Origin of the sequence: Candidatus Methylomirabilis sp., assembly GCA_036000645.1 — a bacterium.
In the GTDB taxonomy this organism is placed as follows: domain Bacteria; phylum Methylomirabilota; class Methylomirabilia; order Methylomirabilales; family JACPAU01; genus JACPAU01.
The window spans coordinates 1-13,357 of record DASYVA010000162.1; the positions used below are offsets into that span (position 1 = coordinate 1).

Annotated in this window: 11 protein-coding genes; 7 read left to right on the forward strand and 4 right to left on the reverse strand. The window is 69.5% G+C overall.

The genetic code is table 11. The features are described 5' to 3' along the window. On the forward strand, nt 1-515 hold a 515-nt coding region (locus VGT06_09195), incomplete at its 5' end, for a PDZ domain-containing protein (protein ID HEV8663298.1). Between the two features lie 200 nt (nt 516-715). On the opposite strand, the gene dnaA is transcribed toward VGT06_09195, so the two are convergent. Continuing rightward, nucleotides 716-2,071, reverse strand: a complete 1,356-nt coding sequence (gene dnaA, locus VGT06_09200; protein ID HEV8663299.1) for a chromosomal replication initiator protein DnaA — start codon at nt 2,069-2,071, stop codon at nt 716-718. 685 nt (nt 2,072-2,756) lie between these two features. On the opposite strand from dnaA, the gene VGT06_09205 reads away from it, so the two are divergent. Genes VGT06_09205 through VGT06_09215 form a run of 3 tightly spaced genes read left to right on the forward strand, consistent with a single transcriptional unit; the run spans nt 2,757 to nt 5,430 of the window. Beyond that, nucleotides 2,757-3,713: an ABC transporter substrate-binding protein gene (locus VGT06_09205; protein HEV8663300.1), complete on the forward strand. Its 957-nt coding sequence runs from the start codon at nt 2,757-2,759 to the stop codon at nt 3,711-3,713. A gap of 13 nt (nt 3,714-3,726) precedes the next feature. After that, a complete protein-coding gene (locus tag VGT06_09210) occupies nt 3,727-4,602 on the forward strand; it encodes an ABC transporter permease (protein ID HEV8663301.1) in 876 nt (291 codons plus the stop codon). A gap of 15 nt (nt 4,603-4,617) precedes the next feature. Further along, entirely contained in the window at nt 4,618-5,430 is an 813-nt protein-coding gene (locus tag VGT06_09215; GenBank protein ID HEV8663302.1) for an ABC transporter ATP-binding protein, read from the forward strand. A gap of 74 nt (nt 5,431-5,504) precedes the next feature. Here the strand turns inward: VGT06_09215 and VGT06_09220 are convergent, their stop codons facing one another. The 3 genes from VGT06_09220 to VGT06_09230 all read right to left on the reverse strand — a co-directional run bounded on the left by VGT06_09220 (nt 5,505) and on the right by VGT06_09230 (nt 9,283). Beyond that, entirely contained in the window at nt 5,505-5,894 is a 390-nt protein-coding gene (locus VGT06_09220) for a response regulator (protein ID HEV8663303.1), read from the reverse strand. Nucleotides 5,895-6,208: 314 nt separating this feature from the next. Next, nucleotides 6,209-7,609, reverse strand: a complete 1,401-nt coding sequence (locus VGT06_09225; protein HEV8663304.1) for a sigma-54 dependent transcriptional regulator — start codon at nt 7,607-7,609, stop codon at nt 6,209-6,211. Nucleotides 7,610-7,660: 51 nt separating this feature from the next. Next, complete coding sequence (locus tag VGT06_09230) at nt 7,661-9,283, reverse strand: response regulator (protein HEV8663305.1); 1,623 nt, start codon at nt 9,281-9,283, stop codon at nt 7,661-7,663. Between the two features lie 141 nt (nt 9,284-9,424). Here VGT06_09230 and tilS point away from each other — a divergent pair, with 141 nt between their 5' ends. The 3 genes from tilS (at nt 9,425) to ftsH (ending at nt 13,296) form a co-directional block, all read left to right on the forward strand. After that, nucleotides 9,425-10,834: a tRNA lysidine(34) synthetase TilS gene (gene tilS / locus VGT06_09235; protein HEV8663306.1), complete on the forward strand. Its 1,410-nt coding sequence runs from the start codon at nt 9,425-9,427 to the stop codon at nt 10,832-10,834. After that, nucleotides 10,824-11,351, forward strand: a complete 528-nt coding sequence (hpt, locus tag VGT06_09240; GenBank protein ID HEV8663307.1) for a hypoxanthine phosphoribosyltransferase — start codon at nt 10,824-10,826, stop codon at nt 11,349-11,351. Before tilS ends, hpt begins: the two co-directional genes overlap by 11 nt. Before the next feature lie 130 nt (nt 11,352-11,481). After that, on the forward strand, nt 11,482-13,296 hold the full coding sequence (gene ftsH, locus VGT06_09245) for an ATP-dependent zinc metalloprotease FtsH (GenBank protein ID HEV8663308.1): 1,815 nt from the start codon (nt 11,482-11,484) through the stop codon (nt 13,294-13,296). Nucleotides 13,297-13,357 lie beyond the last annotated feature (61 nt).

The following is a 13,357-nucleotide window of genomic DNA, read 5'->3' on the forward strand; positions in this document are numbered from 1 at the left end:
TGCCCGACGGCCCGGCCCAGAAGGCAGGACTGAAACCGGGGGATGTGCTCGTGCAGGTGGGCCCGCGGCGGGTCTGGGAGGTGAAGGACCTGCAGCAGATCGTCCGGCACATGGCCGTGGGGGAAGAGGTCACCCTGGTCATCCTGCGGGACGCAGATCGCCTGACCATCCCGATCCGCATCGCCCGGATGCCACAGGAGGCGGCCGACGGGCTTGCCGCCGAAGCGTTCGGGGTCATCGTCCGGGGGTTCGATGCTGCCTTGGCGGAGCGGCTCGGGCTTGGCCGGCAGGGGGGGGTCCGGGTGGTAGTGGTGGAGCGCGGCAGCCCGGCCGAACGGGCGGGCCTGCAGCCGGGCGATATGGTCCTCAGCGTGGACGGCCGGGACGTGGTGAGCGCCGCCGATTACGCCGCCGCCTTCCGGCAGGCTGCCGGACCGGTGAGTATCCGCCTCCTGCGCGGCAGCAACCCTCTCACGATCACGCTGCAGGTGCCCGGCCTCGGCCCGCAGCAGTAGTGCCGGCCCAACTGACGTCGCCTCACGTCGTTCTCCGACCACCCTTCGGGTGGTGCCCGCGGCGGTCCTCAACGTACCAGGAGCGTACGCCTCCGGCCGCCTCCTCCCTCGGGCCTCGTGATGCTCGTCATTTGGGCCGGCACCCCAGCCGTCGGATGAGCACTATCGACAATTCGTTGGAGTCACAGTAGCCGCCCGCCCTATCCCGTCAGGAGCGTGGTCAGCTCCGTCACCTGCTTCCGGAACCCCTCCTCCCGGGCCAGCAGGTCCCGCACCTTCGTGCAGGCGTGGATGACGGTGGAGTGATCCTTGCCGCCGAAGGCCGCCCCGATGTCCGGAAGGGAGGCGCCGGTGTGGGCGCGGCTCAGGTACATGGCCACCTGCCGGGGGAGGACCACGGCCTTGTTCCGGTTCCGGGAGATGAGTTCCTTCACCTTGAGGTGGTAGTAGTCGGCCACCAGGCGCTGGATGTGGCCGATGCTGATGCTCCGGTCGTCCCGCACCAACTCCTTCAGAACCTCCTGCGCGAGTTGCAGCGAAATCTCCTGACCGGTGAGAGAAGCGAACGCCACCAGCCGGACCAGGTAGCCCTCCAGCTCCCGCACGTTGGACTTCACGCTCTTGGCGATGAAGAGCGAGACCTCGTCGGGGATCCGGAGCCCCTCCGCCTGAGCCTTCTTCCGGAGGATGGCGGCTTTCGTCTCCAGGTCGGGAGGCTGGATGTCGGCGATGAGGCCCCACTCGAACCGGGAGCGCAGGCGCTCCTCCAGCCCCGGGATCTCCTTCGGCATGCTGTCGCTGGAGATGACGATCTGCTTCGGGGCGTTGTACAGGTCGTTGAAGGTGTGGAAGAACTCCTCCTGGGTCCGCTCCTTGCCGGCGATGAACTGGATGTCATCCACCAGGAGGAGGTCCAGACCCCGGTAGTGGGTCCGGAACTCGCGGGTGGCGTCGAAGCGAATCGCGTTGATCAGGTCATTGGTAAACTTCTCGGAGGAGACGTAGGAAATGCGGAGACTGTGTTGCCGCTGCAAGGCCAGGTGCCCGATCGCCTGCAACAGGTGGGTTTTCCCGAGGCCGACCCCCCCGTAGATGAAGAGGGGGTTGTAGGCCTTGGAGAGCTGGTCCGCGACGGCGGAGGAGGCGGCGTGGGCGAACTGGTTGCCCGAGCCGACCACGAAGGAATCAAAGGTGTACCGGGGGTTCAGAGAGGCGGGGGAGGCGGGGGGCCGCCGGGCGCTCCGCCGCCCGCTCCCATCGCGGGAAGGCGTGGGAGCCAGGGCAGGTCCCGCCTCCCCATCCGAAATCACCAGCTCCAGGTTCACCTTGGTGAAGACCAGGTCTTCCAGCGCCCCCTTGAGGAGATCCAGGTAGTGCTCCTCGAACCACTCCTTGAAGAACGAGTTGGGCAGTGAGACCCGGGCCCGGTTCGCCTCGATGAGGCTGAGGGTGAGTGGCTTGAACCAGGTCTCGTAGGAGTGGCCGTTGATCCGTTCCCGGATTGCCGACAGGGCCTCCTGCCAAATCTCCTGGGTGAGGTGCGCCCCCGTCACCATGGTGGGTCCTCCGCAATCTCTATGAAGGATGAATCCACAGGCCGTTCACCGGCACGAGGGCCGGAAAATTCGCCGGTTCGCTCCGTGCGCGCCCGGAAGTCGTTCCGGTATCTGGCGGAAGCGGTATCCACACGGTTATCCACAGGAGGCCGGGACTGGAACCACCGGGAAGCGGTGGCGTTCGGTGAGACGCTGTGGAAAACTGGCATGGAGTGCGAGACCCGAAGCTGTGGAAACCTTTACCAGAAGCGCGTTTGCGGGAATTACACGAGCGATCAGCGGCGCCTCTTGTACCCCACCGGCGAAAACGGAGTCAAGCGTTTTTTTGGTGCGGGCGTCCGAAATTTTTAGCGCCGGAGAAATGGCAACTTAGATGGTGCGTGCTCGCGCGGAGCGGACGCGAGCCCGCGAGCCCGCGCCCGGAGCAGATTCCGGGCGCTGCGAGGGCGCGGACGCGCATCGGGAGCGGTTCCGGGGGCGCGATGCCGGAGGGGGCGGGCGCGCCGGAACGGAAAGGGGATTGACAAGGGCCGAAGGCAGACGGCATAGTGCGGCCAGTCCTGCTTCGCGCCGGGCGGGGCAGCCGCCCGATGCCCGGCGGTCGCCTCCCCCGCGTCCCTCAGGGTGGTCTCTCGTCAAAACCGATCCCGTCCCCAGGCATGCGGGACGGAGAAAGGAGCCTGCCATGGGACGTTTGACCCGCGCCGCCGCCGCCGCGCTCCTGCTCCTCGCGGGGACCGCCCCCGCCGCGGCCGAGCGGATCACGGTGGGCCTCACCTCGCTCTCCCCCTCCGCCCTCCCCATCTTCGCCGCCGAGCAGAAAGGGTACTTCAAGGAGGAGGGCCTCGACGTCTCGCTCCCCGTCTTCAGGAGCGGGACCGAAAACAGCCAGGCGGTCCTGGCGGGCGAGGTGCAGATCGCCTTCGGGTCCATCACGGAGGTGCTCCAGCTCCGCAAAGCGCAGCAGGATGCCCGGTTCTTCTGGGGGATCTCCAACTTCATGCCCTTCAAGCTTTACGCCCGGCCCGAGATCAAGAGCGTGCAGGAGTTGAAGGGGAAGAGGCTGGCGGTCAGCAAGTTCGGGGCGCAGTCGGACTATCTGACCCAATTCACGCTCCGGCGCTTCGGGGTGGAGCCCATGAAGGAGGCTGCCATCCTCCAGGTCGGCTCCACGCCGGCCCGCTACGCAGCCTTGAAATCGGGATCCGTGGACGCCACCATCATGTGGTTCCCCCAGACGCTGGTGGCGGAGAAGGAGGGGTTCCGGATGCTCGTGGACCTGGCCGAGATCATCCCGGACTGGGGCTACCTGGGATACTACGCCCTGGCCCGCGTACTCGGCGAGCAGCGGGACACCGTCGTGAAGTACATCCGGGCCCACCAGCGGGGGGTTCGGGACGTGAAGGAGAACCCCGAACTGGGCATCGGGATCCTGATGCAGAAGCTGAAGTACCCCCGGGACGTGGCCGAGGCGGGGTACAGGGAGTACGTCAAGTCCTTCCCGGACGATGGTCGCCTCGCCATCGAGGGCTTCCAGTTCCTCCTGGAGAGCGAGAAGAAGGTCGGGGAGCTGGAGAGCCACTGGACGGTGGAGGACATGGTGGAGCGGTCCTACGTGGACCTTTTCGGCCGCAAGAACTAGGGTGGGAGGGGTCATGGACCGCGCGGAGGAGGCGCGGGAGGGGGTGGCCCGGGGGCCGGTGGAGGAGGCGCCCCTGGTGGACGTGGCGCTGGCGGCAGCCTCTCCGCTCCGGCGCTTCTACCTGACCTCCGAGCGGGCGATCCTGGGGGTCGCTTCGGTGGCGGCGGTCCTGCTCGCGTGGGAGTGGGTGGCCGCCCGCGAGCTGGTCCCGCTGGTCTTCATCTCCTCGCCCATGCGAATCGCGAAGGCGGCCGTGGAGCTGGCCGCCTCGGGGGACCTCTGGAACGACCTGCGGGTGAGCGGGATTGAGTTCATCGTGGGCTACGCGATGTCGGTCGCCGTGGGGATCCCGCTGGGGATCGCGACCGGCTGGTACCGGCGCCTCTTCTACCTCCTGGACCCCTTCATCTCCGGCCTCTACGCCACCCCCCGCGTCGCCCTGCTCCCCCTGATCATCATCTGGGTGGGAATCGGCATCTGGTCCAAGATCGTGGTGGTCTTCCTGGGGGCCGTCTTCCCCATCCTCATCAACACGCTGGCCGCCGTCCGGACCACGGACGAGCGGCTCCTCCGGGCGGCCCGATCCTTCGGAGCCGATGACCTCCAGGTGTTCCGGACGATCGTTCTCCCGAGCAGCGTCCCCTTCATCCTCACCGGGCTCCGGCTGGGGGTGGGGCGGGCCCTGGTGGGAGTGGTGGTCGGGGAGCTGTACGCGGCCACCGCCGGCATCGGGTTCCTTATCACGGTGGCCGGGGCCTCCTTCCAGACGGACAAGGTCTTCGTCGGGATCCTGATCATCGCCGCCGCCGGCATGGTCTCGATGGAGGTTCTGAGCCGGCTCGAGCGGCGCTTCGAGAAGTGGCGCCCCCGGGTGGGCGCTGCCCCCTGAGTTCCGGAGCGCGGTGTGGCCATCCCCAGGCTCGAGGCGCGCGACGTCCGGCTGGAGTACTACCAGCCCCGCACCGGGCGGCGGCTCACCGCCCTGGACGGGATCTCGCTGGAGGTGATGGCGGGGGAGTTCGTCAGCCTCATCGGGCCGAGCGGGTGCGGGAAAACGACCTTCCTGAACATCGTGGACGGGCTCCTCAGGCCGACGGGGGGCGAGGTCCTGTTGGACGGCCAGCCGGTGACCGGGCCCGGGCCGGACCGGGCCGTGGTCTTCCAGGATCCGTGCCTGCTGCCCTGGCGGACGGTGGCCCGCAATGCGACCTACGGCCTGGAACTCCAGCGGCGCCTCACCCCGGAGACCGCCGAGCGGGCCCGGGCCTTCGTGGAGCTGGTGGGCCTCCGGGGCTTCGAGGAGTACTACCCGCACGAGCTCTCGGGCGGGATGCAGCAGCGGGTCAACCTTGCCCGGGCGCTGACCATCGACCCGCTGATCCTCCTGATGGACGAGCCCTTCGCTGCCCTGGACGCCCAGACCCGTGAGGTGATGCAGCAGGAGCTGCTCACGGTCTGGCAGCAGGCGCGCAAGACGGTCCTCTTCATCACCCACCACATCAACGAGGCGATCTATCTCTCGGACCGGGTCGTGATCTTCTCCTCGCGGCCCAGTCGGGTGAAGGCGGTGCTCCGGGTGGACCTGCCGCGGCCGCGGCCGCTGGCACTGAAGCGGCAGCCGCGGTTCCTGGAGCTGGAGGACGCCGCCTGGAAGGTCATCGAGGAGGAGGTCCGGACGAGCATGCGGGCGGACCGGGTGGCCCGGCCGCACGACTGAGACGACGGAGGGCTTGTTCCAGAAGCTGCTCGGGTCCTCGGCCACAATCCGCGCGGGGAGTGGGCCTCGGGGGGTCAGCGGACGAGGGCCTTGAGGTCATCCAGGTCGATCGGCTTCGTGCGGTACTCGCCGCCGCTCTCCAGCACCTCCCGCCGGGCATCCTCCGAACCGTAGCCGGTCATGACCACGACCCGGGTCTTGGGCGCCACCCGCCGGGCCAGCCGGAGCAGGCGGAGGCCGTCGGTGTTGTTCGCCCCCGACATCCGGAGATCGGCGAGGATCAGGTCGAACGGCCGGGCCCGCAGGGCGGCAGCGGCAGCGGTGAACTCGCGGCAGGGGACCACTTCCGCCCCCAGGGCCTGCAGGTAGTGCCCCAGGGTGAGCAGGATGGTGGGTTCGTCGTCCATGAGGAGGACCCGCCAGCGGGCCAGGGAGCGTGGAGGGCGGGCTGCGGACCGTGGCATGCGGCCTTTCCTCGGGTGAACAGAAGCCAATCGGCGCAGGGGGTCGGTAGGCAGGCGAGCAAGCTTCATACCAATCCGGCACCATCCGGGGGAGGCGAAGCGAGTCGGCCCGGCACGAATGCAAACGACCGAATGAACGTGACACGGTCCGGGTCCTGGCGCCGGCGCCGCCCCGGCCCCCGGCCCCCCTGGGGAACCCTCCCGTGGTTCCCCCCATCGGCCAAGAGCCGATGGGACCCCCCTCCGCTACGGGGGCCTTCGGGCGGCATCCGGCGCCACCCGGACCGTCTGTCAAACGATTTATGTCGTCGGTATTAGATCCGGTAGCGCTTGATCTTGTCCTGGAGGGTGGAGCGGGAGATGCCGAGGATCCGGGCGGTCTGGCTCCGGTTGCCGTCGGTGGCGGCCAGGACCTGCTTGATGTAGTCCTTCTCGATCTGGTCCAGGCGGGCAAACTCCCCCTTCCGCTCGACCGGTGAGAGGGCGGGGGGGGCCACCCCGGCCGTCTCCTCGACGGGCAGCGCGGGAAGGGGTGGCGCACTCCCGGCCAGGGCCTGGAGCTCGGCCGGTAGGTGCGTCGGGAGGAGCAGGTCCCCCGGGCACAGGATCATGGCCCGCTCGGTGAGATTCTTCAGCTCCCGGACGTTCCCAGGCCAGGGGTAGGCCATGAGGATCCCCAGGGCCTCCTTGGAGAACCCCTTCACCTGCTTTTTCAGGAGGGCCTTGAACTCCTGCACGAAGAGGTTCGCCAGGATGAGGATGTCCGCTCCCCGCTCCCGGAGCGGAGGGGTGACGAGGGGCATCACCCGCAGTCGGTAGTAGAGGTCCTCCCGGAAGCGCCCCTCGGAGACCCGCTTTACCAGGTCCCGGTTGGTGGCCGTGATGATGCGGACATCCACGGAGATGTCCCGCGTCCCGCCCACCCGGCGGAAGCTCTTGGTCTCCAGCACCTTCAGGAGCTTCGGTTGGACGGCCACCGGCATGTCGCCGATCTCGTCGAGGAAGACGGTCCCGCCGTCCGCCACCTCCAGCAACCCCCGCTTCATCGTCTTGGCGTCGGTGAAGGCCCCTCGCTCGTGGCCGAAGAGCTCGGAATCGAGCAGGTTCTCGCTCAGCCCGGCGCAGTTGATCTCCATGAAAGGATTCTCCCGCCGGATACTCTTGCCGTGGATCGCTCGGGCGACGAGCTCCTTGCCGGTCCCGCTCTCCCCCGAGATGAGGACGGTGGTGTGCGGGCTCTCAGCCAACAGATCGATGAGCCGATTCAGCTCCCGGATGCTCGGCGCCTCGCCGGGGAGGGCCCCCTCCGATCCCTGGCGCTGGCGGTAGTAGGCGACCTCCCGCTCCACCCGGAGCCGCTCCAGGGCCTTCTCCACCTGGACATCCACCTCCTCCAGGTCGGCCCCCTTCGTGAGGAAGTGGGCCGCCCCCATCTTCATGGCGGCCACCGCGTCCTTGATCTTCCCGTGGCCGGTCAGCATGATGACGGCGGCATCCGGGTGGGCCCCGCGGAGCTTCTCGAGGGTGGCGAGCCCGTCCAGGTCGGGCAGCTTCAGGTCGAGGAGGACGACATCCGGCCCGTGCTCGGCGGCGGCGGCGAGACCCTGGGCGGCCGTGTCCGCCTCCACCACCCGGAAGCCCTTCTTCTGGAAGTGGTGGCGCAGGCTCAGGCGGATCGTCCGCTCGTCGTCGATGATGAGGAGCGTCGGATTCATCGTTTGCAACCCCGGAGCGCGCACCCGGCGGTCACGCGCGGGCTGCCGCGGCTAGGCCTTCGGGGGGGACTCCCGGGCTCCGCTCCCTTCCAGCGGGAGCACGACCGTGAAGGTGGAGCCCTCCCCCTCCTTGCTGTCGACCAGGATGCGCCCGCCGTGGTCCTCCACGATGCGGCGGCAGATCGCCAACCCCAACCCGGAGCCCCGCGGTTTCGTGGTGTGGAAGAGGTCGAAGATCCGCTCCCGGTCGGCGGCGGGAATGCCGCAGCCGGTGTCGGAGAGGGCGACCTCGGCGAAGCCGGGTCGGGGGGGGCTCCCGCGCCGACGGGGGACCTGCGCGGGGCGGAGGCGGAGGGCGACCGTCAGGGTCCCCCCGGCCGGGGTGGCCTCCACCGCGTTCTGGAGGAGATTCAGGAAGACCTGCTTCATCTTGTCCGGGTCCACCGGGACGGCCGGGAAGTCGGGGGGGATCTCCCGCCGGAAGGTCAGCCCCTTCGCCTGCAGGTCCTCCCGCTGCAGCCCCAGGATCTCCTCCCAGACCTGCCCCAGCTCCACGGGACGCCGCTCGAGGCTCGACGGCCTTCCGTACAGGAGCAGGTCGTTCACCAGCGCGTTCAATCGTCGGCCCTCGGAAAGCATGGCCGTGACCAGTTCCCGGTGGGCGGCGTCGAAATTCACCTCGTTGGCGAGGATCTGGGCCACCGAGGTGATCCCGAAGAGAGGATTGCGGATCTCGTGGGCGACGCCCGCTGCCACCTGGCCGATGGCTGCCAGGCGGTCCTTGCGGAGGATCTCCACCTGCAGCGCCTTGATCTCGCGCAGGTCCCGGAAGACCACGATGACCCCCTCCCGCCGTCCCTCGTCGTCCAGCAGGAAAGAGGAGGAGAAGCCCAGCGGGACCTGGCTCCCGTCGGGGAGGGGCAGGGGGATCTCCTGCTGCGCCGGCTCCGGCGGGACCTCCAGCATGGCCTCCGCCCCGGGGAACAGGTCGGCCAGGTGCTGCCCCAGGATCTGCTGGCGGCCGCGGCGGAGGGTCTGCTCTCCCTGACGGTTGATCATGGTGATGTGGCCGACCGTGTCGGTAACCAGAAGGCCGCTCGCCATGTTCACGATGATGCTCTCCACCAGGCGCTGGTTCCGCCGGAGCGCCTCGGTCCGCTCCTTGACCCGATGCTCCAGTTCGCGCGCGAAGTTCTCGGAGAGGGCGTAGAGGGTGGAGAGTTCGGCCACCTTGGCCTGCAGGTCCCCCACCAGCCTGGCGTTCTCCTGCAGGAGCCGGTGCCGCTCGGCGGCGCGGGCCACCGCCCGGATCAGGTCCTCCTGCTGGAAGGGCTTCGGGAGGTAGTCGTAGGCCCCCGCCTTCAGGGCTTCGATCGCGCTCTGCTGGGAGGTGTAGGCGGTGATCATCACCACCGGCATCAGGGGGAACCGCTCCCCGACGACCCGGAGGGCCTCGAGGCCGCTCATGTTGGGGAGCATCACATCGAGGAGGAGCACGGCGGCCGGCTCCTCGGTGAGCCGGGCCAGCCCCTCCCGGGCGTCCCGGGCGGTCCGGACCGTGAACCCCGCACCGGTCAGGATCTCGGCGCACAGGTCCCGCATGAGGCGCTCGTCATCCACCACCAGGACCTGCTCGCCGCGGCCGATGGCCAGAGCGGGCTCGGCCTCCGTCATGACGATCCTCCGCGCACGGGTTTACGGGAGCGTAGCAGAGGGGGACGAGGAAGACAAGGCCAGCCGTGGCCGTTTTTCGGTGTTTTCCGTTGACACCCCTTCGCGCCCCTCCCTATAGTGGCGCCACCGGGGAGGTGGACGGTGGTCCTCTCGATGATCCGCGGGGCACTCGCGCGCCACGGGATGATCCGGGCGGGGGAGACGGTGCTGGTAGCCGTCTCGGGGGGAGCGGACTCCGTCGTCCTCCTGCACGCTTTGCACCGCCTGGCCCCCTCCTGCGGCATCCGGCTAGCGGTCGGGCACCTGGACCACGGGCTCCGGGGCGAGGCGGGCGCCGCCGACGCCGCCTTCGTCCGGGAGCTGGCGGGGACCCTGGGCCTTCCGGCTGTGGTGAAGCACCTCCCGCCGGGCGCGGTGGCAGCCCGCGGGCGCTCGCTCCAGGAGGCGGCCCGGGCCGCCCGGTACGCTTTCCTCGCGGAGGCGGCGGACGAGACGGGTGCCGAGCGGATCGCGCTGGCCCACACGGCCGACGACGTCGCCGAGACCGTCCTGATGAACCTCCTCCGGGGAAGTGGCCCAGCGGGGCTCCGGGGGATCCCTCCCGTCCGGAGCGACCGGGTGATCCGGCCGCTGCTCGCCGTCCGGAGGGAACAGGTGGAGGCCTTCGCGCGAGCCCACCGGCTCCGCTTCCGGCCGGACCCCTCCAACGACGATCCCCGATTCCTGCGGAACCGGATCCGCCACCGGCTCCTCCCGTTCCTCGAGAAGGAATTCAACCCCCGCGTGGTGGAGGGGCTGGCCCGGGCCGCGGCCCTCCTGGCGGAAGATCACGCCTACCTGGAGGTCGAGGCGGGCCGCGCCGCCGGCCCCTTCCCCCTGCAGGCCGGACCGCTTCGAGCCCTCGCTTCGCCGATCCGGCGTCGGGTGCTCCTCCGGGCCCTCCGGAACGCTCTCCCCCCAGGGAGCCGGGTCCGCCTGGAGCACGTCGTGGGGTTGGAGGGCCTCCTGGACCCCGGAGGGGAGCGGAGGGCGATCCGGCTGCCCGGCACGCTCGAGGCCCGCCACCGGGACGACCAGCTGGTGCTCACGCCGGCAGCCCGGGACGTGGGGGACCTCCCGCCGGTCCCGGTCGTTATTCCCGTGGGGCCCCTGGAGCCCCCGGGGGGAGACGTCCGGTGGGGGGCCTTCCGGGTCACCGCCACACTGGGGGGATCGGGGGGCGAGGCGGTCGCCCGCGGGGGAGGGGGGGGTGGGGCCCGTTGGACCCTCACCCTGGATGCCGACCGGCTCCAGCCTCCGCTGACGGTCCGCGCCTGGCGGCCGGGCGACGCCTACCGCCCGGGGGGGGCGCAGGGGCGGCGAAAGCTCCAGGACCTCTTCACCGATGCCAAGATCCCCCGGGATCGCCGCGGGCGGATCCCGGTCCTGGCCGATGCGGCGGGCGTCCTTTGGGTGGCCGGGTTCCGACCGGACGTCCGGGTCGCCCCGACGGCCGCCACGATCCGGCCTCTGACGCTCAGGGTCCTGGAGGAGGCCCCCGATGCCGTATGAGCTGGGCCCCACGCTCCTGACCGCCGAGCGGATCGCCGCCCGGGTCGCGGAGTTGGCAGCCGTCATCACTGCCGATTACCGGGGGAAGACGCCCTTTCTCGTCTGCGTTCTGAAGGGCTCCACCATCTTCTGGGCCGACCTCTGCCGCCGCATCGAGCTGCCGACGATCACCGACTTCTGCGCCGTCCACTCCTACGGCGACGGGACCGACCCGGCAGGGGCGATCCTCCTCTCCCAGGACCTCAGCCTCCCCATCGCGGGGCAGGACGTCCTCATCGTGGAGGACATCGTGGATACCGGCCGGACGCTCCACCTGCTCCGGTCCCACCTCCTCACCCGCCAGCCGGCCTCCCTGCGGGTCTGCGTCCTCCTGGACAAGGTGGAGCGGCGGCAGGTCCCCCTCCCCCTGGACTACGTGGGGTTTGCCATCCCGAACGAGTTCGTGGTGGGCTACGGCCTGGACTTCGCCCAGCGGTATCGGAACCTCCCCTACATCGCGACCCTCAAGACCACGTAAACGGCGCGGAAACCCGCCCTGTTCCGTCTTGCACCCCCCCCGCTCTTGTGCTAATGGTGGAGCAGGCAACACCCGGCGTCGCGGCGCCCCGGGCATCTCTGTGGCGGGCCGGGGGGAGGAGGAGTTGCGCGTGAGCCCGTTCTTCAAGAACCTGGCCCTCTGGCTGGTCATCGGCCTCATCATGGTCCTCATTTTCAATATCTTTCAGCAGGGCCAGCCGCTGGAGAAGGAATTCATCTTCTCCGACTTCATGCAGAAGGTGGAGCGGGGGGACGTGGCCGAGGTCACCCTGAAGGGGAACGACATCCGGGGGACCCTCGGCGACGGGACCAAGTTCCGCACCTACGCCCCCGAGGACCGGGAGCTGGTCCCGGCGCTTCGGAAGAAGGGGGTGCGGATCACCGCCCGTCCGGTGGAGCAGAACCCCTGGTACCAGATCGTCCTGGGCTGGCTCCCGATGCTCGTCTTCATCGGCATCTGGGTCTTCTTCATGCGCCAGATGCAGGGGGGTGGGACCAAGGCGCTTTCCTTCGGCAAGAGCCGGGCGCGGTTGCTCACCGAGAAGCAGAACAAGGTGACCTTCGCCGACGTGGCCGGCGTGGAGGAGGCGAAGGAGGAGCTGCAGGAGATCATCGAGTTCCTGAAGGACCCCCAGAAGTTCCAGAAGCTGGGCGGGCGGATCCCGAAGGGCGTCCTGCTCATGGGACCCCCGGGGACCGGCAAGACGCTCCTGGCCCGGGCCATCGCCGGCGAGGCCAACGTCCCCTTCTTCAGCATCTCCGGTTCCGACTTCGTGGAGATGTTCGTGGGGGTGGGCGCCTCCCGGGTCCGGGACCTCTTCGAGCAAGGGAAGAAGCATGCCCCCTGCATCATCTTCATGGACGAGATCGACGCCGTGGGGCGCCATCGGGGGGCGGGGCTGGGGGGCGGTCACGACGAGCGGGAGCAGACCCTGAACCAGCTTCTGGTCGAGATGGACGGCTTCGAGTCCAACGAGGGGGTCATCCTCATCGCCGCCACCAACCGGCCCGACGTCCTCGACCCGGCCCTCCTCCGGCCGGGCCGCTTCGACCGGCAGGTGGTCGTGGCCCGGCCCGACGTGCGGGGGCGGGAGGCCATCCTGAAGGTGCACACCCGCAAGATCCCCCTGGCCACCGACGTGGACCTGCAGATCATCGCCCGCGGCACGCCCGGCTTCTCCGGCGCCGACCTGGCCAACCTGGTGAACGAGGCGGCGCTGCTGGCGGCGCGGCAGAACAAAAAGTACGTGGACATGGGGGACTTCGAGAGCGCCAAGGATAAGGTCCTGATGGGGGTGGAGCGGCGGAGCATCGTGATCAGCCCGGAGGAGAAGCGGGTCACCGCCTACCACGAGGGCGGCCACGCCCTGGTGGCCAAGCTCCTGCCCGGGGCGGACCCGATCCACAAGGTGACCATCATCCCCCGGGGGCGGGCGCTGGGCGTCACCCAGCAGCTCCCGATCGACGAGAAGCACAACTGGTCGCGGGAGTACCTCCTCACCAACATCATCATCCTCATGGGGGGGCGGGTGGCGGAGGAGCTGGTCATCGGGACCATCACCACCGGCGCCGGCAGCGACATCGAGCGGGCCACGGACCTGGCCCGGCGGATGGTCTGCGAGTGGGGGATGAGCGAGAAGATGGGCCCCCTCACGTTCGGGAAGAAAGAAGAGATGATCTTCCTCGGACGGGAGATCGCCCAGCATCAGGATTACAGCGAGCAGACGGCCGTCGAGATCGACCGGGAGGTCCGCCGGACGGTCATGGAGTGCTACGAGCGGGCCAAGGAGCTGCTGAAGTCCCGGCTGGATGCCCTGCACGCCCTGGCCGCCGCTCTGCTGGAGCGGGAGGTGCTGGACGGCCCCGAGATCGACGCCATCGTGGACGGTGCCGTAGCCGGTGCCCCCGCGGGGGCCCCGGCGTGAGCCCGCCGGTGGCCGTCCCCCGGCCGCCGCGCTCGTTCTGTCCCATCGGTTCCTCCCGGGC

Excerpts from the sequence above, each read along its gene's own strand:
- VGT06_09205 (HEV8663300.1), top strand. The coding sequence starts at position 2,757 with ATGGGACGTTTGACCCGCGCCGCCGCCGCCGCGCTCCTGCTCCTCGCG.
- hpt (HEV8663307.1), top strand. The coding sequence starts at position 10,824 with ATGCCGTATGAGCTGGGCCCCACGCTCCTGACCGCCGAGCGGATCGCC.
- VGT06_09225 (HEV8663304.1), bottom strand. The coding sequence starts at position 7,609 with ATGAATCCGACGCTCCTCATCATCGACGACGAGCGGACGATCCGCCTG.
- VGT06_09220 (HEV8663303.1), bottom strand. The coding sequence starts at position 5,894 with ATGCCACGGTCCGCAGCCCGCCCTCCACGCTCCCTGGCCCGCTGGCGG.
- VGT06_09210 (HEV8663301.1), top strand. The coding sequence starts at position 3,727 with ATGGACCGCGCGGAGGAGGCGCGGGAGGGGGTGGCCCGGGGGCCGGTG.
- dnaA (HEV8663299.1), bottom strand. The coding sequence starts at position 2,071 with ATGGTGACGGGGGCGCACCTCACCCAGGAGATTTGGCAGGAGGCCCTG.
- VGT06_09230 (HEV8663305.1), bottom strand. The coding sequence starts at position 9,283 with ATGACGGAGGCCGAGCCCGCTCTGGCCATCGGCCGCGGCGAGCAGGTC.